This window comes from Mesobacillus sp. QJM3NY_10 (assembly GCF_056173465.1).
Genome location: NZ_CM149675.1, coordinates 1,103,685 through 1,125,913, shown reverse-complemented (window position 1 = coordinate 1,125,913; position 22,229 = coordinate 1,103,685). Strand labels below are relative to the sequence as shown.

At 45.0% G+C, this 22,229-nt stretch carries 18 protein-coding genes; 4 read left to right on the top strand and 14 right to left on the bottom strand.

The genetic code is table 11. The features are described from left to right. Nucleotides 1-23: 23 nt before the first annotated feature. The 7 genes from AC0VX7_RS05625 to AC0VX7_RS05595 all read right to left on the bottom strand — a co-directional run bounded on the left by AC0VX7_RS05625 (nucleotide 24) and on the right by AC0VX7_RS05595 (nucleotide 5,152). A complete protein-coding gene (locus tag AC0VX7_RS05625) occupies nucleotides 24-887 on the bottom strand; it encodes a TetR/AcrR family transcriptional regulator (RefSeq protein ID WP_475427048.1) in 864 nt (287 codons plus the stop codon). Between the two features lie 128 nt (nucleotides 888-1,015). Then, entirely contained in the window at nucleotides 1,016-1,483 is a 468-nt protein-coding gene (gene bcp, locus AC0VX7_RS05620) for a thioredoxin-dependent thiol peroxidase (protein WP_475427047.1), read from the bottom strand. Nucleotides 1,484-1,560: 77 nt separating this feature from the next. Continuing rightward, entirely contained in the window at nucleotides 1,561-1,968 is a 408-nt protein-coding gene (locus AC0VX7_RS05615; RefSeq protein WP_475427046.1) for an ion channel, read from the bottom strand. 117 nt (nucleotides 1,969-2,085) lie between these two features. After that, nucleotides 2,086-2,493, bottom strand: a complete 408-nt coding sequence (locus AC0VX7_RS05610) for a hypothetical protein (RefSeq protein WP_475427045.1) — start codon at nucleotides 2,491-2,493, stop codon at nucleotides 2,086-2,088. Between the two features lie 72 nt (nucleotides 2,494-2,565). Further along, entirely contained in the window at nucleotides 2,566-3,351 is a 786-nt protein-coding gene (locus tag AC0VX7_RS05605; protein WP_475427044.1) for an ABC transporter permease, read from the bottom strand. Between the two features lie 3 nt (nucleotides 3,352-3,354). Further along, the gene (locus AC0VX7_RS05600; RefSeq protein ID WP_475427043.1) at nucleotides 3,355-4,146 is read right to left on the bottom strand and encodes an ABC transporter permease; all 792 of its coding nucleotides are present in this window, start codon (nucleotides 4,144-4,146) and stop codon (nucleotides 3,355-3,357) included. Then, nucleotides 4,139-5,152, bottom strand: a complete 1,014-nt coding sequence (locus AC0VX7_RS05595) for an ABC transporter ATP-binding protein (RefSeq protein ID WP_475427042.1) — start codon at nucleotides 5,150-5,152, stop codon at nucleotides 4,139-4,141. The genes AC0VX7_RS05600 and AC0VX7_RS05595 overlap by 8 nt, the downstream gene beginning before the upstream one ends. Nucleotides 5,153-5,514: 362 nt before the next feature. Here AC0VX7_RS05595 and AC0VX7_RS05590 point away from each other — a divergent pair, with 362 nt between their 5' ends. The 4 genes from AC0VX7_RS05590 (at nucleotide 5,515) to AC0VX7_RS05575 (ending at nucleotide 13,350) form a co-directional block, all read left to right on the top strand. Beyond that, nucleotides 5,515-6,810, top strand: coding sequence for a glutamate-1-semialdehyde 2,1-aminomutase (locus AC0VX7_RS05590; RefSeq protein WP_475427041.1), 1,296 nt, complete (start codon nucleotides 5,515-5,517; stop codon nucleotides 6,808-6,810). A gap of 341 nt (nucleotides 6,811-7,151) precedes the next feature. Further along, nucleotides 7,152-11,621: a glutamate synthase-related protein gene (locus tag AC0VX7_RS05585; RefSeq protein ID WP_475427040.1), complete on the top strand. Its 4,470-nt coding sequence runs from the start codon at nucleotides 7,152-7,154 to the stop codon at nucleotides 11,619-11,621. A gap of 153 nt (nucleotides 11,622-11,774) precedes the next feature. Next, nucleotides 11,775-12,095 carry a hypothetical protein gene (locus AC0VX7_RS05580; RefSeq protein ID WP_475427039.1) on the top strand — a complete coding sequence of 107 codons (321 nt, stop codon included), beginning with the start codon at nucleotides 11,775-11,777 and terminating at the stop codon, nucleotides 12,093-12,095. 172 nt (nucleotides 12,096-12,267) lie between these two features. Continuing rightward, nucleotides 12,268-13,350, top strand: a complete 1,083-nt coding sequence (locus tag AC0VX7_RS05575) for an FUSC family protein (RefSeq protein ID WP_475427038.1) — start codon at nucleotides 12,268-12,270, stop codon at nucleotides 13,348-13,350. Nucleotides 13,351-13,396: 46 nt separating this feature from the next. On the opposite strand, the gene AC0VX7_RS05570 is transcribed toward AC0VX7_RS05575, so the two are convergent. The 7 genes from AC0VX7_RS05570 to ntdP form a co-directional block, all read right to left on the bottom strand. Further along, nucleotides 13,397-14,293, bottom strand: a complete 897-nt coding sequence (locus AC0VX7_RS05570; protein WP_215037149.1) for an ABC transporter permease — start codon at nucleotides 14,291-14,293, stop codon at nucleotides 13,397-13,399. Nucleotides 14,294-14,310: 17 nt separating this feature from the next. Continuing rightward, the gene (locus AC0VX7_RS05565; protein WP_215037150.1) at nucleotides 14,311-15,315 is read right to left on the bottom strand and encodes an ABC transporter permease; all 1,005 of its coding nucleotides are present in this window, start codon (nucleotides 15,313-15,315) and stop codon (nucleotides 14,311-14,313) included. 177 nt (nucleotides 15,316-15,492) lie between these two features. Next, nucleotides 15,493-17,094, bottom strand: a complete 1,602-nt coding sequence (locus AC0VX7_RS05560; protein WP_475427037.1) for an ABC transporter substrate-binding protein — start codon at nucleotides 17,092-17,094, stop codon at nucleotides 15,493-15,495. A gap of 112 nt (nucleotides 17,095-17,206) precedes the next feature. After that, a complete protein-coding gene (locus AC0VX7_RS05555) occupies nucleotides 17,207-18,172 on the bottom strand; it encodes an ABC transporter ATP-binding protein (protein ID WP_215037152.1) in 966 nt (321 codons plus the stop codon). Then, nucleotides 18,147-19,160: an ABC transporter ATP-binding protein gene (locus AC0VX7_RS05550; RefSeq protein WP_215037153.1), complete on the bottom strand. Its 1,014-nt coding sequence runs from the start codon at nucleotides 19,158-19,160 to the stop codon at nucleotides 18,147-18,149. The genes AC0VX7_RS05555 and AC0VX7_RS05550 overlap by 26 nt, the downstream gene beginning before the upstream one ends. 324 nt (nucleotides 19,161-19,484) lie before the next feature. Next, nucleotides 19,485-21,233: an ABC transporter ATP-binding protein gene (locus AC0VX7_RS05545; RefSeq protein WP_475427036.1), complete on the bottom strand. Its 1,749-nt coding sequence runs from the start codon at nucleotides 21,231-21,233 to the stop codon at nucleotides 19,485-19,487. 332 nt (nucleotides 21,234-21,565) lie between these two features. Continuing rightward, nucleotides 21,566-22,096 (bottom strand): nucleoside tri-diphosphate phosphatase, encoded by a 531-nt coding sequence (gene ntdP / locus AC0VX7_RS05540; RefSeq protein WP_167834545.1) that lies wholly within the window; start codon nucleotides 22,094-22,096, stop codon nucleotides 21,566-21,568. Nucleotides 22,097-22,229 lie beyond the last annotated feature (133 nt).

The window sequence follows — 22,229 nt, the reverse complement described above, 5'->3', positions numbered from 1 at the left end:
AAAAAAATAGGCGGCTAATTTTATCATTTCAGACCATAGAGCTCTGCAATGGCCTCTCGGTAGGCGTCCAGAGATTGTTCGTCCTTGAAGTTTGATAACATCCCCTGGATCACTGGAATCCGCGGCGATTCCCTTTCTACCTCACTTTCAAGCACTTCCAGCGAAATATTCAAATCTTCGTTATTTTCAAGATTGGAAATTGCATGTTTCATTTTTTTGAGGATTGTTTTAATATCCTGGCCATCCGCAAGGAAGTACGCCTTTGTTTTATTAATAAGTTCTTTGACTTTTTCTTCAGAGGCTATAGGATTCTCTCCCTCTAGGCCATACACTAGTGAGTCGACTCTTCTCAGAATATATTCCACTAATTCATCAATCTTGAAGCCGTCCGGACTGAATAATAGCAGCTTCATATATGAATTAAAAAATCCTTCAAGCATGAGAGCTAAGTCCCAAAGATGTGGTTCAGCTTTCTCTCCGTATATAGCGCGCAGACTGTTTTGATAAAACACTTGCGCTTCATAGTACTTGCGGATCATTAATTCCTTTACCTCTTCATTCAAAGGAATTGCCTGTTCCCTTGATTGCATGATGATGAATTCTTTATGTTCAAGCATCGTATTGAATAACGCTGTAAGCTGTAATGCGAACTTTTCTCTAGGAGACAGTTGTTCCTGTTCGTACACTTCCAGCTTCTTTTCAATATAATCAAAGTAATATTCAAGGATTGCGATCAACAAAGCATCCTTGGATTTAAAGTATAAATAGAATGCCCCCTTGGAGATTCCGCTTTCTGAAACAATTTCCTGGATTGAGGTGGAAGCAAATCCTTTTGTCGCATAGAGCTTAATCGCTGCTTCAATAATTGCTTTTTCCTTTTCCTTCACCCTTAAGCCTCCCCAACTTTTAAAAAATATGAATGACTGACTGGTCATAGTTTTATTATCATACCCTATTATAGCTTATAACTATCTCCAATTCAGCAAAAAGACAGCCTCTCCTGGCTGTCTTCAAATTAAAGATTTTCTTTTATATATTCGAGGGCCTCTTCAACATGACCTTTCACTTTTACTTTTCGCCATTCCTTAACGAGGTTGCCATTCTTATCAATGATGAAGGTTGAACGTTCAATTCCCATGTATTCCTTGCCAAAGTTCTTTTTAAGCTTCCAAACTTCGTAATCCTCGGCGGTTTTATGGTCTTCATCAGCCAAAAGCAGGAATGGCAATCCGTGCTTTTCGATGAATTTTTCATGGCGATTGATTGGGTCCGGACTGACACCAAGAACGACAGCATTCACTCCTTCGAAACTCTCATGGTGATCCCTGAAATCACACGCTTCCGTTGTGCACCCAGGAGTCATATCCTTTGGGTAAAAATAAAGCACTACATTCTTCCCTGCAAAATCAGAAAGTTTGACTGTTTCACCATTGCTGGCCGGCAGTTCAAATTCCGGTGCTTTTTCTCCGATTACTAATGCCATTATGTATCCCTCCAAAATCAGATCTATTATCTTTAGCCTATCTAATTTTGGGCTGGAATACAAATCAAAGGAATGCGTCATGATCGTTTTTGGTCAAACATGGCCCTCGTCACAAAGGCGGCTGGAATCGTGTAGCCAATGAGTGCTTCCAAAACAGCGATCGCCCGCCCTATTCCAACTGGTGCGATATCCCCGTATCCAACTGAAAAAAGTGTAATTGCACTGAAGTACAGGCTAGTGGACATCCTTTCATAGGAGGAGTTGCTCGGGCGCATGCTTATATCAGAAAGCACCCAAATCCCTCTTAAATCCAGCAGATAATACAACAACCCGAAACCAGCCATGACAGTCGCGTAAATTAACGCAAGCGTCACAAAGTTTTCAAACGATACTTGTTTACCTTTTATCTTGTGAGGAATGAACAATGTCCGCAAACTGAATAAAATCGCCACTATTATTAAAAAGATTGATATATAAAACTGCATTTCCCCAGCCTCATTTCCCGCATCTCTTCTCACTTCAACTATACGCTCGTGAAAATAGGAGTATGCAAGCAAGTCCGATTCGTTTGAAGTAATCAACATAATTTGCTGAAAGCAGGATCAGACCATGCCTGCTTTGGACTGCTTCTCTCTTTTTGGTGCTGAAGCTGTCCGAACTTGATCGTACTTCTGACAGCTTTTCTCCTTCCTCGCCCGAACCTGTCTGAAGTTGCCCCTTCTTTTGACAGCTTTTCTCCTTTCACACCCGAACTTGTCAGAAGTTCCCCCTTCTTCTGACAGCTTTTCTCCTTCCACGCACAAACCTGTCTGAAGTTCCACCTTCTTCTGACAACTTTTCTTCCTCTGCCCACAAACCTGTCCGAACTTGATCCTACTTCGGACAGCTTGACTCTTTCCACACCCAAACCTGTCTGAAGTTACCCCTTCTTCTGACAGCTTTTCTCCTTCCACGCACAAACCTGTCTGAAGTTGCCCCTTCTTCTGACAGCTTTTCTCCTTCCTCGCCAAAACTTGTCTGAACCTGAACCGACACAAAAAGACCGCAGCACGTTTATGGCTGCGGTCTTACTGGTTATATTTTCAGTTCCCGGCTCCCCGGTATCTTTTCACACCTTCATTCCAGATGAAAACAGACAGGCTGAAAAACACAAGCCCTATCACTGGTGTCAAAAACGAGTAACCGTACCACTCATCACGGCCCAGGAAGTATGCCGCCGGATAGACGCCGACGAAAGCGAATGGCAAGATCCAGGTCAAGACAAATCGGATGACATTGTTATAAATATCCACAGGATAGCGTCCATAGTTGCCGATATTGTACATCATCGGCATGATCGAGGTCCGCGCATCTGCCCAGAAGCTGATGCAGGCGATCATCACGAAAATGCCGGCGTATACTAGGACACCACCAAGAACGAACACAACGAACAACAGTGGGTCAGACCAACTTACCTCAAGACCGAGGCGGCTGCCAGCATAAAACATGACGGCCAGCCCGGTCACTGCCCCAAACAATGATTCCAGTTCCATCCGCTCAAGGATAATCTGGAACAGGCTGTGAATCGGTCTTGTCAGGATTCTGTCCAGCTCTCCTTTTACAATGTACCGTTCGTTGAAATCCCAGATATTGAAAAAGGACGAAAAGAGCGCGTATGGCACCAGGAAAAATCCATATATAAAGATGATTTCATCACGGCTCCAGCCGTTAAGGAATTCGGTATGATCAAAAACCACAAGGATAAAGATCAGGTTGACGGCTTGAAACAATAAATCTGAAAAGATCTCAACAACCAAATCTGCCCGGTATTCAAGCCTTGTTTTCATATACTGGGCGACATATTGAAAAAACATGCTGATGTAAAACATTCGTCACCCTCCCTGTATAATCAACTGTTTTTTAGCAATGACCCAAAGAACCTGAACAGGGATTACCAATATCAAAACCCATGCAGCCTGGAGCATAAGCCCTTCGACCGCCTGGCTCCCAGTAAAGCCATTCGTAAAAATCATGCTCGGAATATAGCTGATCCCCTGGAATGGAAGGAATCCCATGACTTCCTGCGCCCAACCGGGAAAGAAGCTGATTGGCAGCAGCAAGCCTGAAAACAAGTCAATCAGGACACGCTTGGCCCGGATAAGGCCTGTATTATTATATAGAAAGAAAGTGGTGATCCCTGTCAGCAGGTTCAATTGTGTGTTGATTAAAAAGCTCAGCACGATCGAAATCGTGAACAACCCCCATGTCCCGGCATCCGCTGAAAACTCAATAGGGAAGATCAAGGCGACAATGACCATGCCAGGCACGGAGAAGAAGAACAGCCTGAAAATTCCTTCGCCTAGACCCTGCATTGTTTTCATCCCTAGATAGTTGTACGGCCTGATCAATTCAACAGCTACCTTGCCTTCCTTGATTTCCGTAGCCATTTCCCGATCGATATTGTTAAAATAAAACGCCCTTGCCATCCAGGCAACTGCCACATAGGTCGTCATTTGGATGGCACTCAAGCCTTCGATTTCACTTTTCCCGCCGTAAATCGCATTCCAAAGAAAGTAATAAGCTCCGATATTGATGCTGTAGATCAAGATTCCTGTGTAGTAATTGGTCCTGTATGCCAGCATCATCAAAAATCGGATGCGGATCATTTCGATATATTTATCCATGCTGCAACATCCCTTTATCGTAGATATTGCGGATGATTTCTTCTGTGGATGGCTCATTGATCTTTACATCCCTTACCTTATAGGCAGCAACTGTACGGGCGATTACCTGCGATACAGTTTCCTCATCATCGCCTGTCACCGCAGTAAAAATCTGTTTCCTTTCATCCAGCTCCCATTTGATATCAAGGTCGCCCGTCAAAGACTCAAGACGGCTTAGATCGGCTTTTTCAAGGAATTCAAAGCTGATTTCCTTTCCTTCTCCCCATCTTTCCTTCAGGCTTTTCAACGCGCCATCATAGATGATATTTCCTTCATCAAGCATGATGACCCGCTCACATAATGCCTCAATATCAGTTAGATCATGGGTCGTAAGCAGTATTGTCGTGTTGTATTTTTCATTGATTTCCTTCAAAAACTCTCTGATTTTCAATTTGACAAGGACATCCAAACCAATCGTCGGCTCATCAAGGAAAAGAAGCGGCGGGTTATGGATCAAGGCGGCCGCAAGCTCACAGCGCATCCTCTGTCCTAGTGAAAGCTTCCTTACGGGCTTATCAAGCAATGGCTCAAGATCAAGTGTTTTAATAACATGATCCATATGCTCGTTATACTGAGCGTCTGAAACTTTATATACTTTTTTCAGCAGACGAAAAGATTCCTGGACGGCAATGTCCCACCAAAGCTGGGAACGCTGGCCGAACACGACGCCGATCGTCTGGACAAATCTTTCCCTTTCCCTGTGAGGGTTCATCCCATTTACGATCACACTTCCTGAAGTCGGTGTCAGGATCCCTGTCAGCATTTTGATCGTCGTCGATTTCCCGGCTCCATTTTCACCTATGTAGCCGACCATCTCTCCCTGTTTGACGGTAAAATTGATATCGTTCACTGCTGGCACTATTTTATAATTTCGTGTAAAAAGATCGCGAAAGGCTCCCGATAATCCGGAACGGCTCGAATAAGCCTTGAATTCCTTCCGAAGCCCGTTCACTTCAATGGCATTCATGTTGATTTCCTCCTTTGGTCACTCAAACAGTTTAGCCAATCCTCACGGCTAAAACAAATGCTATGCCTTATTTCCCCTGTCTGTCAGATGGTAGTGTACCACCATAAAGGAGGAATGTTGAATGCACAAGGAATTCCTGGTCCAAAGCCACCGTCCCTCAGATATGAACTGGAGGATGACCAGGAGCGGCATCACTCCATACACAAAATTCAAAAAGGCCTTGTCTGGCCCGCTAAGCTCGAAAAGTAATTCCAGGCTTGTGAACTTCTTTTTTCATTGTAAATGAATGAAAAGTGAAACAATCTGTAAAAAACAGAAATAATGATAAAATAGAAAAGCAGTTACATATAGGAGGTTTTACGATGCAAAGAACGAATTCCGAGCGAATACATAGCGAAGCTCTTGAACATATCGTAGGCGGTGTCAATAGTCCATCCCGTTCGTACAAGGCGGTCGGCGGCGGAGCCCCTATCGTGATGGAGCGTGCCCAGGGCGCGTACTTCTGGGATGTGGACGGCAATCAATATATCGATTATTTAGCAGCATATGGCCCGATCATTACCGGCCATGCTCACCCACATATAACAGAAGCGATCAAAAGAGCCGCTGAGACAGGAGTCCTTTACGGAACACCGACTCCACATGAAGTCAAATTCGCCAAAATGCTGAAGGAAGCAATGCCGGCACTTGATAAAGTCCGCTTTGTCAACTCCGGGACAGAGGCAGTGATGACGACGATTCGTGTGGCGCGTGCCTACACAGGCCGGGATAAAATCATCAAATTCGCAGGTTGCTACCATGGCCATTCTGATCTGGTACTAGTCGCGGCGGGCTCTGGACCTGCCACTCTTGGAACTCCCGATTCGGCAGGTGTCCCAAAAAGCATCGCCCAGGAAGTCATCACGGTACCATTCAATGATATTGAACCTTTCAAGGAAGCTCTTGAAAAATGGGGTGACCAAATCGCAGCGGTCCTTGTGGAGCCGATTGTCGGCAACTTCGGGATCGTTGAGCCTAAACCTGGCTTTTTAGAGGAAGTAAAGGAGCTTTCCCATCAGGCTGGCTCGCTGATCATTTTCGATGAAGTTATCACTGCTTTCCGTTTTATGTATGGGGGAGCACAGGACATGCTGGGTATTACTCCGGACTTGACGGCTATGGGCAAAATCATTGGCGGCGGCCTGCCAATCGGTGCTTATGGCGGACGTGCCGAAGTCATGGAAAAGGTTGCACCGCTTGGTCCTGCTTATCAGGCTGGTACGATGGCCGGGAACCCTGCTTCAATCCTTTCAGGCATCGCTTGCCTCGAGGTCCTTAAACAGGATGGTGTCTATGAATATCTCGACCAGCTCGGCGCGATGCTCGAGGAAGGCATCACCGCTTCAGCAAGCAAGCACGGCATCCCTATCACGATTAATCGCCTGAAGGGTGCACTGACAATCTATTTTACAACTGAAAAAATCGAGAATTATGAGCAGGCAGAAAACACGGATGGCGAAATGTTCGCCCGCTTCTTCAATCTGATGCTTGAACAAGGAATCAACCTCGCACCTTCCAAATATGAAGCTTGGTTCGTGACCATCGCCCACTCCCAGGAGGATATCGAAGCAACACTTCATGCAGTTGATCAGGCATTTTATTCAATGGCTAATGAATAAATATACATCTTTTTATACATAACAGGTGCCAGCTCGGTACCTGTTATTTTTATCACTCGAAATGAAACCGTTTACATTTAAGGGTGTATTTTATTCCTATCTTCACTTCTGTAATATTCCTCCATCCAAATTAATGTATAATTAATTGATTTCTGAAAATTCTTATGATATGATTGCTATTAATATTTTAAAATCGCCATTTAAGTGGCCGCTTAAAATCCCTGCTTTAAATTCCCGTCTTAGATTTACACCCTCATGTACCAAGCTATCAAACAACAGATCATAGATTATTTTTTCAGGAGGTGAAACGGCTTAAAAGAATCCTTTATAAGCCGATTTTTATGACAACACAATGGAGCCCTTCCCAATTCAAAGACTTTTCAAGATTTGAGCACGATGCCTGCGGGATCGTTGCCAGCATTGAAAAGAAGAAAATCCCTACACGCGAGAATATTTTTCACTGCATCAACGGCCTGGTCACGATGAACCATCGCGCTGGTTTTATCAATGGCGAGGGTGACGGTGTTGGTGTGCACATTGACATTCCACGTGCTCTATGGAAGGAAAAGCTATCAGCAACGGGTGCAGATGTTAATGCCGTCGATAAAGAAAACTTCGTGGTCGGACATGTTTTTATCACAAGGTCTGAGCAGGCAACAGCGATTCAGGAAAAGCTTGAGGCAAAGCTTGCACAGCAGGGCATGAAGGTGATTTTTTCATCGATCGATGTCACTGACTCCGGAGCGCTCGGCCCGATTGCAATTCAGGAGAATCCTGTATTCTGGCAGTTCGCATGCTTGGCAAACGAAGAAGGTCAGGATCTTTCCAGCAAATTGTTTAATATGATTGTAGATTTCGAGAAAAACGATCAGGTTCATGTCGCCTCCCTTAGCCAATACCATGCAGTTTATAAGGTAATGGGTGCAGGAGACATTCTTCCGAAATACTATCATGACCTGGCCAGCCCGCTCGTTGCATCCACAATGACACTTGGACACAACCGCTATTCAACTAATACTCTATCAAGCTTTTTCCGTGTCCAGCCGTTCAGCGTCCTAGGCCATAACGGTGAAATCAATACGATTGCAAGACTTCGCGATGAAGCGCGCATGGTCAATGTTCCGCTCGTAAAAGACGGCAGTGACTCACAGGATCTTAGCCGTACACTTGAAACGTTTATTTGTCGTGACGGATATTCATTGTTTGAGGCGATGGACATGATGTTCCCGCCGATTATCAATGAAATCAAAGCTTACCCTGAACATATGCAAGATTTATATACTTATATACGCGAAGCATGGGGCCATTTTGCCCAGGGGCCTGCAGGCATCATTTCACGCTTTGCTGATGAAGCAGTATTTAGTGTAGACGCACTAGGCTTGCGCCCGCTATGGATGGTTGAAACAGAAAGTTCATACCTGTTTTCATCAGAGCCAGGAATCATCCCTTCAACTGAGTACACAGGTGACCCGAAACCTCTAGCACCAGGCGAGAAGGTTGGCCTGAAGTGGAACGGCGATACAATTGAAGTGTTTGAAATGAACCGATTCCAGGGTGAAGTTTACAAGCGTTTTTCAGAGCGCCTTGCTTTTCAGGAAGCCCGCCATCGCCTAGGCGGTCCACAGCTTAGCAAAACGGTTACAATGACATATCCGGATAAAATCCATAACGGACAATATAAAGCATTTGGCTGGGAGCGTGACCACGTCCAGCTCGTGGAACAGATGGCTGAAAAAGGCGCGGAACCAATCCGCTCACTTGGACACGACGCTCCACTTGCCGCGATGAATCCGGAACGCAAGAATATCGCAGATTTTATAAAAGAAAGTGTTGCTGTCGTAACGAATCCCGCAATAGACCGTGATCGTGAAGCTGAACATTTCTCAACCCGGACGGTACTCGGCAAGCGCCCTACCCTTTTCGGCAAATCTGAGACAGGTAAAGTCGTAGAATTGATCACTCCTCTTCTTGTAGAAGGAAAAGCGGGCTACGAGGTTTCATTAGAAACAGGGCAGCCAAGCATGGACCAGGTCATCCAGTGCTACCAGGATGATAAACTTGCAGCATACCTGGAAACTGTTTTCCACAATGATGAAACTGTTAAGGAAGCACTTGAAAGGCTTGCTCGTGAAGCAATTGTTGCTGTTAAGGATGGCAAAACCTTGCTTGTTCTTGATGACGCAATGGCCCACCAGGAAAATGCACTTTGGCTCGACCCGCACCTTGTCGTTTCAGCGATCGACCAGGCACTTGTAAAAGAAGGCTTGCGCCGCGACTGCTCTCTCTTGCTGCGGTCCGCATCATTAAGATCGCTGCATGACATCATTGTTGCGCTTGGTCTGGGTGCAGACGCAGTCAGCCCTTACTATATGTTCATGACAGTGTTAGATGAGTCTGTCAAGCCGCTCGTTAATCTATACAGCGCCTTGACTAAAGGCCTTGAAAAAGTCATTTCTACTATTGGTATCCACGAATTGCGAGGATACGGACGTTTATTCTCAAGCATAGGCCTAAACGATGAAGTAGCAGATTATTTAGTGATCGTGAACTTCTTTGGTTCCAATGAACTTGCATACAATTTCGAAGCAATGAAAGAAGATGCATTAAAAAGAGCAGAAGATTTCCAGAACGAAAAAGAACGCATCGGCAAAACGTTCCACCTCTTCCCTCGTATCTGGAAGGCGATTGGCGAGGTTGCTTCTACTGGAGATTACAGTGTGTATCGAGAGAAAATTTCCGAACAGGAAGACAGCAACCCGACAACCATCCGTCATTTGACTGGATTGAAGAAAGCTGACTCCGGAGTTTCACCTGAGGAAGTTGAAATTGGTGTAGGCGACCACAGTCTGCCATTTGTCATCGCATCAATGTCCTTCGGTTCACAAAACGAAATTGCGTTCCGTGCTTATGCAGAAGGTGCTGATCGCCTGAACATGGTCAGCATGAATGGTGAGGGCGGCGAAATCAAGGATATGCTTGGCAAGTACCCGCGTACGCGCGGCCAGCAGGTTGCGTCCGGACGTTTCGGAGTCAATGCGGAATTGCTGAACTCCTCCAACCTTCTGGAAATCAAAATTGGCCAGGGCGCAAAGCCTGGTGAAGGCGGACACCTACCTGGTTCGAAGGTTACGGCTAAAATCGCTGAAGCAAGGAACGCGACAATAGGTTCAGATTTGATTTCACCATCAAATAACCATGATATCTATTCAATCGAAGACCTTGCGCAAATGATTCATGAGCTAAAAACAGCCAATGACCAGGCACGAGTTGCCGTTAAGGTTCCTGTTGTGCCGAATATCGGTACGATAGCAGTTGGCATCGCGAAAGCAGGAGCGGACATCATCACATTGAGCGGCTTCGACGGCGGTACTGGCGCTGCCCGTATCCATGCGTTGCAGTATGTCGGCCTGCCAGCAGAAATCGGCATCAAAGCGGCACATAACGCCCTGCTTGAAGCAGGATTGCGCGACAATGTAGAGCTTTGGGCTGACGGCGGTGTAAAGAGCGCTATGGATGTTATTAAATACATGCTGCTTGGAGCAAACCGCGTCGGCTTCGGGACACTGTCCATGCTTGCGATCGGCTGTACGACTTGCCGCGGCTGCCATCTTGACACATGCCATGTCGGTATCGCGACGCAAATCGATTCCGAGGCACAAGCAAAGGAACATGGACTGCGCCGTTTCGTACCGCGCCAGTTCGACCTTGCTGTCAATGGCATCATGAATCTGTTCACTGCTTTTGGCAACGAGCTTAAATCCCTCGCTGCATCTGCAGGCATCAAAAATCTGCAGGAAGCAGTCGGGCGCTCAGATCTACTGGAACAAATCAAAGGAAATGACCTCCTTGATTTAACATATTTATTGAAGCCACTTGAGATAGGCCAAATCACGCATCAAAAAGAAGCTGCGGCTTCCCTTGCTTCTGCACAGCTTCAGGTTGCTGCAGGCGCTGAATACCTTGATGCTGTCGACGAGGAGCTTCATCAGTCACGTGAATTCCAGGCCGTTACTGCCGAGCAGCGCGTGCTTGCAAGCAGGGTTTCATGCCACAGGGTGCGCGGACGTCTGGATGGTTCTTATAGAAAGCTCCAGCCAGTCACGCTCCGTTATAAAGGATCCATCCTTGGTAATGGACTTGGCGCTTATAACACGGACGGCATCACCATTGAAATTGATGGCGGCGGCCAGGACGGAGTCGGCAAGACTTCATTCGGCGGCGCAATTTTAATCGCAAAATCGCCTGGCAAGGACGGTGGTTTCTACAACGGTTCTGTCGGTAAAGGATTTGGCTATGGTGCCCAGAAAGGCTTGCTCGTAGCACAGGGCAATGCAGATGCTCGTGCGGGAATTCGTTTATCAGGTGCTGACATGATCATTGGCGGCCTTGTGAAAAAGCCAATTCCTGAAAAGGAATTCGGCAATATCGGAACAAATGCTAATATCAAAGGCTTCGCTTTTGAATATATGACCAACGGTCGGGGACTTGTTCTCGGTGATCCAGGACCATGGATTTGCGCAGGCATGACAGGCGGTGTCGTTTATCTGAGGCATCAGCCGGAGATGGGACTGACAAAAGAAGCCATCGCCCGACGAGTCGCCAAAGGCGCCAAGGTTTCCATCGAGACGCTATCAACAAAAGGCATCAAGGATGTAAAAGAATTACTGGCCAACTACATTGAAATGGTTAGAAACCATGGCCAGGAAAGCGAAGCTGCTGACCTCGCCCTTCTACTGGAACATCCTGAAGATCACTTCATCCAAGTCGTTCCTGTTAAAGAGCAGGCAGATCCAGCAGTATCAACTGAATGATTTGAAGTTAGTGGCCCCGCTGAAACGGGGCCATTTAATTTTTCTTTTTGAGAATTTAGTATGTTTCTTAGTAAGTAACCGCCAGTGGAATTTTATTAGATTTTCGTTCCAGGCGCTCTGGAAAAAGTAATATGAAGATTTTATAAGTTAAAAGTGAGGTCTGATCTTGAAAAAGAGCTCATAGACAGATTCTATAAGCCCGAATTGAGGCTTGATCTTGAAAAAGGGCTCATAGACAGATTCCATAAGCCCAAATTGAGGTCTAATCATGAAAAAGGGCTCATAGACAGATTCTATAAGCCCAAATTGAGGTCTAATCATGAAAAAGGGCTCATAGACAGATTCTATAAGCGCGAATTGAGGCTTGACCTTGAAAAAGAGCTCATAGACAGATTCTATAAGCCCGAATTGAATATATCCCCCTATCCAAGAAGATCCTTCAATTATTTCGGAATAAGAGGACTTCCAGTCTAATAGACTTGTAACCACTTACATTTAAAACGGGCTTGTTTTTCGTTAAATTGTCGCTTGAACTTATTGCTTTTCCGTTGTATAGTACATAATTGTTTAGTTTTGAACAAAATGGTTTAAAGTATTAATTAATGAATGAGATTTTCTGTCTCTGAATGAAAGGAATTCACTTCCCATGAAACTTGGTGCCCGCATACTGAAAACGGGAATTGCCATTACACTTGCCTTATTTTTATCGCATATTTTTGATCTTCCATCTCCGGTATTTGCCGGAATTGCTGCGATTTTCGCCCTGCAGCCAACTGTATACCGCTCTTATCAATCAATCATTGAACATATCCAGGGCAATCTGATTGGAGCCGCTACCGCTGTTTTATTCGTTATGGCGTTCGGGAACAGCATTTTCATTATCGGCCTTGCCGCAGTACTTGTTATTACTTTAAACCTTAAGCTGAAACTGGGAAACACAATATCGCTCTCTCTTGTCACATTGATTGCGATCATGGAGACACCTGGTGATGATTTCATCCAGTTCGCGCTGATCCGGTTCTCGACCATCATGCTTGGGGTTGTATCGGCATTCATTGTGAACCTTGTGTTCCTGCCGCCAAAGTATGAAAATAAGCTGTATTATAAGAGTTCTATTTTATCAGAGGAAATTACGAAATGGATCAGGTTGAGCACACGCCACGCCTCCGAGCATCAGCTCCTGAAGGCAGATATCGAGAAATTACGCGAGGCCATCATCAAGCTGGATCAGCTATATATGATGTATAAGGAAGAACGTGATTATTTTAAAAATAATCCACTTGCTAAATCACGAAAGCTTGTCATTTACAGGCAGATGATCAACACGGTAAAAAAATCACTTGAAACTTTAAAAAGGCTTCACCGCTATGAGAATGAATTCAATCAGCTTCCTGTTGAATTCCAGGAAGTCATCCAGCATCAGCTTGATTGCCTGATTAATCACCATGAGCAGGTGATGCTTAAGTACGTTGGCAAAGTAAGACCTGAAGCATCCTATATTGAGGGTGAGGTCTGCCTGAACAAAGAGCAGCTGTTTGAATTATTTTTAGCACAGAGAACTGAGCTGGCTCAAACGAACAGCCAAATGCTCTATCATGTCATGCAGCTCGTGTCGATCATCATGGAATATGGCGAGCAGGTCGAGCACCTGGATACCCTCGTAACCAGCTTCCAGTCCTACCATAAAGATGATAGCAATGTAACGATGGAACAAAATACGGAAATTTAAAAGCAGCTGGGTTATCAGCTGCTTTTTTCTTACCCATATAATCACGTTAACTCTTCATTCTAGGATCCAATGCATCTCTGAGGCCATCGCCCATCAGGTTGAATCCCAATACTGTCAGCATGATTGCAAGCCCTGGGAAAATCATTGTCCAAGGTGCCTGGATCATAAAGTCTTTCGCGTCGGCCAGCATCTTACCCCATTCTGGATTTGGAGCGTCTGCACCTAATCCAAGGAACCCCAGAGCTGCAGCTTCAATGATTGCCGTGGCAATTGCAAGAGTGCCTTGAACGATGATCGGAGCCATGCTGTTAGGCAGGATATGCTGGAATAAAATCCTGCTATCCTTCATCCCGACAGCCTTGGCTGCCATGATGTATTCCTCTTCTTTTACACTAAGAACCCTTGAACGGATCAACCTCCCGAAGTTCGGAATATTGATAATCGCTATCGCAATCAGCGCATTCCGCAGTGAAGGTCCAAGAACGGCTACAATCGCAATCGCCAATAAGATACTTGGGAATGCCAGCATAATATCAAATACTCTTGAAATGATGGTATCGACCCATCTTCCGTAGTATCCAGCAAGAATTCCCAACAGACAGCCGACAACGATTGAACCCATTACCGCAAAGGTCCCTACCCATAAGGAAATCCTAGCACCATATATCACTCTGGATAAGATATCTCGTCCAAAATCATCTGTGCCAAGCCAGTGGTCAGCTGAAGGAGCCTGAAGACGAACCTCCATTTTCTGATCATTGATCCCTTCTGGCGCAATCAATGGTGCGAAAATTGCCAGCAGGATAAAAAACAGGACGATAGCTGTTCCAACGAGAGCCAATTTATTCTTTTTAAAGCTATACCATGCTTCTGCCCAGGGAGACGCCACTTTTTCCTCTACCTGCACGGTTGGCGGCATTTGTTTTTGAGTTGATATCTCCATCTGTCTCTCCCCTTCCATCAACGGTATTTGATCCGAGGATCAATTGCTGCGTACAATAAGTCAACTACTAGATTGATAAGTACAAAGATCAGGGCAATAATCAGGATTCCGGATTGGATAACAGGATAATCACGATAATTGATCGCCTCGTAAATATATCGGCCAATTCCAGGCCAGCTGAAAATGGTTTCTGTTAAAATCGCGCCGCCGAGCAAGAGACCCGTCTGCAATCCTATAATAGTCAGAACAGGAATGATAGCATTTTTAAGGGAGTGCTTATAAACAACCCAGAACATGCTCAAACCCTTTGCCCTTGCAGTCCTGATAAAATCTGACCTCATCACCTCAAGCATCGTGGAACGAGTAATCCTCGCAATGATAGCCATCGGGATTGTCGCCAGAGCCATCGCCGGCAGCACCAGATGCTTCAGGACGTCAACAAACTGGTCTGTACGCCCCTGGATCAGGGTATCAATGATATAAAAGTTCGTAATTGCCTCGACTGGATTCCGCACTTCTTCACGCCCGGAAGTCGGCAGGATATCAAGGTTGATGGCAAACAGCCACTGTTCCATCAAACCGAGCCAGAAAATCGGCATCGATACACCGACAAGTGCCAGGACCATCGCCCCGTAATCAAACCAGGAATTTTGGAACCATGCACTGACGATTCCGGCATTGACTCCTATGATTATCGCAATTAACATCGCAACAAAAGACAGTTCCATTGTTGCTGCAAGATACGGCCATATTTCAGTGCCGATCGCTGACTTCGTTCTTAGAGACTCCCCAAGATCACCAGTCAGCAGCCCTCCAAGATATGTAAAATATTGTACATACCAAGGCTGGTCAAGCCCCAGTTCTCTCGTTAAATCCGCAATTGCTTCTTTAGTCGCCAGCTGCCCGAGAATGACTTGGGCGGGATCCCCAGGGATTGCTCTGATCATAAAAAATACAATAAGTGAAAGACCCAAAAGTACAGGAATTAGTGAAAATATCCTTCTGATAGAATAGGCAAACACCTTCCCACCTCTTTTCTTGATGAAAAGCTACAGTGCTTTGGTCTGGCTAGGCGCTGTAGCTAGACATTACTCAAATTGAAATATACTATCTGTTTTAATTAAAATTTTCATTGATACTGTGTTTTCATTTTTCAAAAGAAAAGGGAGAATGCATATGTTCTCCCTTTTCCAGATGCATTATTTTTTGAATTCAACGGTTGCAAGCAGGTCAGATCCTGTTGGATGTGCCTTGAAGCCAGTTACGTCTGCTCTTCCTGCAAGGGCAGGCTCAGAGTGTACAAGCGGAATCCAAGGAGCATCTTCCTTAATTAACAATTGAGCTTCTTTATACAGTTTTTCACGTTCAGCCTGGTCGTTTGTAGACTGAGCCTTGATGAACAGATCATGTACTTCCTGGTTAGCGTAGCGTGCGTAGTTATTGCTGTCGATGTTATCCTGGTCTAAAAGGACATACAGGAAGTTATCAGCGTCACCATTGTCACCAGTCCAGCCTAGAAGGAATGTGTCTGCTTCACCAGTACGTGCCTTTTCAAGATATGTTGCCCACTCGTAAGAAACAATCTTTGCTTTGACTCCTACTTCAGCAAAGTCTTTCTGAAGAGCTTCAGCAACTTTCTTTCCGTCTGGCATATAAGGTCTTGCAACTGGCATTGCCCATAGTTCCATTTCAAAACCATCTTCATATCCAGCTTCCTTAAGAAGTTCCTTTGCCTTCTCTGGGTCGTATTCATAAGCTTCTACATCATCGTTGTAGCCAGCTACCGATTTCGGCATTGGGTTTTTCGCAGGCTCAGCAGCACCAGCATAGAAAGCATCGATGAGAGATTGCTTATTGACCGCATAGTTCAATGCCTGGCGAACCTTTTTGTCCTTCATTGGCCCGCGTTCGTTATTCAATCCCAGATAAGCAACGTTCAGAGAAGGACGGTAGAAGGTTTGCAGGTCTGCATTTCCTTCAATCGCTTCAACATCACTGAAGTTTACTCCATCGATAATGTCTACCTCACCAGTATTCAATGCATTCAAACGTGCAGAGTTTTCAGGAATGACACGGAAAATGACTTCATCAAGCTTTGGAAGCCCTTCTTCCCAATAATCTTCATTTTTCACAAGTGTTACTCTGTCATTACGCTTCCATTCCTTGAATTTGAATGGTCCAGTACCTACTGGATTTTCAATGAATTTATCACCATGCTTCTCGATTGCAGCAGGGCTTGCGATACCGAATGGAGACATTGCAAGGTTTTTGTAGAATGGAGCAAGAATACGGTTCAATGTGAATTCAACTGTATGCTCATCTACTGCCTTAACTTCCTTGATTACGTCACCGAATTGTGAGTTATAGTAGTAGAATTGTTCTTTATTACCGGCCATCCAGCGCTCGAAGTTGAAGACTACCGCCTCGGCGTTGAAATCAGTGCCGTCATGGAATTTAACACCCTTACGCAATTTTAATGTGTGCTTCAGGCCATCAGGAGATTCTTCCCAGCTTTCGGCAAGGCCCGGGTTGATTTCTGTATCCTGCTCACCAAACTCGATGAGAGTTTCGTAGATGTTCTTTGTTACTTTGAAAGCTTCACCTTCCGTTGTTACAGCCGGATCAAGCGATGTTGAATCACCGCCGCGCCCAAATACAAGAGTTCCGCCAGACGATGAACCGCCGTCAGAACCAGACTCCCCGCCTGTTTTCTTACCGCCGGATTCATTATTACAGCCGGCAAGCCCCAAGCTAAGGATAAGGATAAAAGCAAAAAACATTAATCCAAAACGCCTTTTCATATTCTTCCCCCTTGTTTTTTCGGACTGGTTTTATGTATCCAGTCCATAATATCTATCATCTATGCTGTTGATCCTGCACACATCCCTATCTGGAATATAATTCTGTTCCAGATTAATAAAGGTGGCAGGCAGCAAAATGACCAGGCTCAATTTCCTTCAATACAGGTCTATCAGTCTTACAAATATCCATACATTCCTTGCATCTTGTATGGAAGGCACATCCCTGCGGCGGATTCGCCGGGCTGGGAATATCCCCTGTCAGCAGCTCCTGTTCCCTTTTCACATCCGGATCCGGGATTGGTACCGCTGAAAGCAAAGCCCTCGTATACGGATGGAGCGGTTTTTCATACAACTTATCGGCTTCAGTTATCTCTACGAGTCTTCCTAAATACATGACTCCGACCCTGTCACTGATATGCCTTACAACTCCAAGGTCATGGGCTATAAATATATAAGTCAACTGGAATTCCTTTTGCAGGTCCTCCAGAAGATTCAATACTTGCGATTGAATGGAAACATCAAGTGCAGATACAGGTTCATCGGCTATGATCAGCTTCGGCCTTGTCATTAGCGCCCGGGCAATCCCAATCCGCTGGCGCTGTCCGCCGCTGAACTGATGTGGATACCTTTTGGCATGGTAGCTGCTGAGGCCGACTACTTCAAGCATTTCTTTGACCATCTGCTTGCGTTCCTTCTTGGTTCCTATTCCATGGACAATCAAAGGTTCCTCGAGGATTTTCTCGACTGTATGCCTTGGATTCAGTGAGGCAAATGGATCCTGGAAGACCATCTGCATATCCTTACGCGCCTTCCTCATTTCGTTGTCCGAAAGTGTCACAAGGTTTTTCCCTTCGAAAACGACTTGCCCTTCTGTCGGATCGATTAGGCGCATCAGCATTCTTCCTGTAGTTGATTTACCGCAACCTGACTCGCCAACCAGTCCAAGTGTTTCACCCTTGTTCACCCAAAAGCTGATATCATCGACAGCTTTCACAGCACCCGTCTGTTTTCCAAAGATACCGCCAGTAATAGGGAAATATTTTTTTAATCCATCAACTTTTAACAGTACTTCTGTCATTGGCTGCTCCCTCCTTCTCATGCAGTAGGCAGCGTACGGTATGGCCTGGCCTGCCAGTTTCATAGAGTTCAGGATCTTCGCTCAGGCATCTGTCCATGACAAATTCGCATCTTGCCGCAAACCTGCAACCAACCTTAATCGAACCTGGCTTAGGGACGTTACCTGGAATAGAGTATAAGCGCTCCTGTTTATCCCTGATATCAGGAATCGATTTAAGTAATCCGAGAGTATAAGGGTGCTTCGGGTTTTTGAAGATATCCTCTACAAGCCCTTCCTCGACGATTTTTCCGGCATACATAACAACGACACGCTGGCAAACCTCTGCGACAACTCCAAGGTCATGGGTGATCATGATAATCGCCGTATCAAGCTTTACGTTCAAATCCTTCATCAACGCCAGAATTTGCGCCTGGATGGTCACATCAAGCGCCGTTGTCGGTTCATCAGCAATCAGCACCCGCGGGTGGCAGCTGAGAGCCATTGCAATCATGACCCTCTGCCTCATTCCACCAGAAAGCTGATGAGGATATTCCTTGATGATTTGTTCTGCTCTTGGCAGTCCAACAAGCTTCAGCATCTCCACAGCCTGCTGATAAGCAGCCTTTTTGCCCAGCTTCTTATGTATTTTCAAAGCCTCCACGAGCTGTTCACCAATTGTGAATAATGGATTCAACGAAGTCATCGGTTCCTGGAAGATCATCGCGATATCATTTCCGCGGATTTCCCTCATTCTTCTTTCCGAAGCGTGTACCAAGTCTTCGCCATTGAGAAGGATCTCGCCACCCGCAATTTTTCCCGGAGGCTGGGGAATCAGCTTCATGATTGATAAGGAAGTAACGCTTTTGCCGCTGCCCGATTCTCCTACTATCCCAAGGATTTCTCCTTTGTTAACTGAAAAGCTGACATCATCTACTGCTGGAACCTCACCATCTTTTGTGATAAATGAAGTCTTTAAATTTTTCACATCTAAAACCGGAGCATGTACCACTTTTCTACTCCTTTCTATTACCGAAATATTATTGTTGAATAAAAATTACTTATGTCTGTGTAAAACATTTTATATTAAATGCACCGAGATAGTCCACTGATTTTTCTTAATTATTTAAATATAATAATAATTTAGAATAGTTGTGGGCATTTGGTACTATTTGTATGTCAAAAGCTGATAAATTATGACACTTTAGAAATATGAAGTTTTTCTTGTGATAAAGTTTTGTTTGTAAGAAAATCCCCGGACAAAATCCGGGAATTGGCATGTAGCGATAGGCAAAATAAAAACCGAAGCGAAATGCCCCGGTTTCTTGTAGATTATCTAATTTTCTAGCTGTTGGACCTGGAAGAGTCTATGATAGCCACCCTGCTTTGCCATCAATTCATCATGGCTGCCGTCTTCGACGATTTCGCCGTGCTCGATCAGGACAATCCTGTCGGCATGTGTAATCGTGGATAAACGGTGGGCTACAACAAATGTTGTCCTGTCTTTTGCCAGCTTTTCTATCGCTTCCTGAATAAGATGCTCACTCTCAAGATCTAGCGCAGAAGTTGCTTCGTCAAGAATTAGGATAGGCGGATTCTTCAGGAACACGCGCGCGATTGCAACACGCTGTTTTTGGCCCCCCGAAAGCTTGACTCCCCTTTCCCCGACTTTCGTATCATACCCTTCTGGCAGATTCATAATAAAATCATGAGCATTTGCTGCCTTGGCCGCTTGAATGACTTCCTCATCACTGGCACCCGGCCTGCCTAACAGGATATTCGATTTGACCGATTCACTGAACAAAATATTATCCTGCGCAACCATGCCGATTTTATCGCGCAGGGAACGGACCTTGAAGGAACGGATGTCCTTGCCATCAAGGAGAATTTCGCCATCGGTAACATCGAAGAACCTTGGAATCAGACTGACAAACGAAGATTTTCCGCCACCGCTCATTCCGACCAGGGCAATTGTTTCTCCCTTTTTAACCTCGATGTTCAAATTCTTAAGTACCGTCTCCCCGTCTTCCTCATAAGAGAAGCTTACATTTCTAAAAGAAATATCCCCGTGCACTTTTTTCAGTTCAATGGCATTAGGAGAATCCTTGATATCGTATTTTTCATCCATGAACTCGAAAACGCGGTCCATTGATGCAATCGCCTGAGTCAATGTAGTCGATGAATTCACCAGCCTGCGCAGAGGGTTATAAAGCCGGTCAATATATGCGATGAAAGCGGCCATTTCCCCGATGGTGAGATTGCCTTGAAGGACCTGGTAGCCCGAAAAGCCAATAACAAGCAGAGGCGCTATATCAGTAATCGTATTGACTACCGCAAATGCTTTTGCGTTCCAGCTTGTATGCTCAAGCGCTTTTGTTAAAAAGTTTTTATTCTGCCGATCAAACTGTGTTTGTTCATAATCCTCAATCGCAAAGCTTTTGATGACCGAGATTCCAGCCACTCTCTCATGCAAATAGCTTTGTACCCCCGCGAGTGCCTGTGAACGTTCCCTCGTAAGCTTCCGAAGGTTCCCGAAGAAAAATTTTACCGAAAAAGCGTAAAAAGGAAACAGGATCAATGAGACAAATGTAAGCTGGACATCCATCGAGAACATGATAGCAGCTGCTATCATAATCGTAGCAACGTCAAGCCACAGATTCATCAGTCCAGTAACAACGAAAGTCTTGGTTTGCTCGACATCATTGATCATCCTTGAGATGACCTCTCCCGCTCTTGTATTGGAATAATATTTATAGCTGAGCCTTTGCATATGGGTAAACAGTCTGTCTCTTATGTCATATAGGATTTTGCTCGCTGTCCACTGCGCAAAATATTGACGATAGTATTCAATAGGCGGTCTGAGCACGACAAAAACAACAATCATGACACCCATTACCCAGACCAGTTTGTCTATTTTTTCATCCTTGTCCAGTGTTTCATTTCCGATGACATCATCTAGGACAAATTTGATTAAAAGTGGAATCAACAGCGGAATCGCAAATTTAAAGATGCCGATGATGATTGTTCCAATGATTTGCAGCCTATATGGTTTGACGAATTTTAAGTATCTGCGGATGCTGCCCAATTTATAGTTCCCCCTTATGGAGCCTTGCCTGCTGTTGCACGTAACAAAAAGCGCAAGCGCCTTGGTCAGCGCCGACAAGCGCTGCCCGCCTTATAACGCCACGTCCTGTGGCTGGCGGGTCTAGCACATCGTGTGCCACGGAGGGTCGACCAGTGAAGTCGCTCTTTGACTTCATTGGGCGGACCGAAGCGACTCGAGGTGCTAGGCGCTGGAGCTGGATAAAGAAATTCACATATAATTATCCATAACGAATGATATTTCATAATTCCTAGACACGAAACAAAAACCTGTTGAATCGAATCAACAGGCTGATGCTTGTCTACCCTGTATGGTTAACGACGATATGTTAGATACCGTTCATAATAAATGTCGATGAAATCCGGCGCAAATGGACCCTTTCTCTGCCTGATCCAGCGTTTGAGCTTTTCAACATTGTATTTCAAAATCTTATCGATCACATCAGGGTACTGCATTTCTTTTCGATGGCGTTCATATTCATCCTCATCGAGCAGATTAAACGTCATATCTGGAAAAACTTTAATATCGAGATCATAGTCAATATATTTCAGCGCTTCACCATCAAAAATAAATGGAGAACTAATATTGCAGTAGTAATACACGCCATCTTCTCGAATCATGCCAATAACGTTGAACCATAGCTGAGAGTGGAAGTAACAGATTGCAGGCTCTCTCGTAATCCAAGTTCTGCCGTCTGACTCAGTCACGACTGTCCGATCATTCCCGCCAATCACAAGATTTTGCGTTCCTTTTAAGACGGTGGTTTCTTCCCAGACTCGATGGATGTGCCCATTATGCTTATAACTATGGATTTGGACCGGTTCACCTTCTGTGGGTACGCCCATGTTCTTCTCCCCTACTTTCCTTTCCCGGAACTTTGCAACCTATCAATGTATATTTATCTAAATTCTTCAAAACGACAAAAGGCAACAAAGAACGATTCCTATTTTTTATTATTATAACGGTTAACGAGAGAAT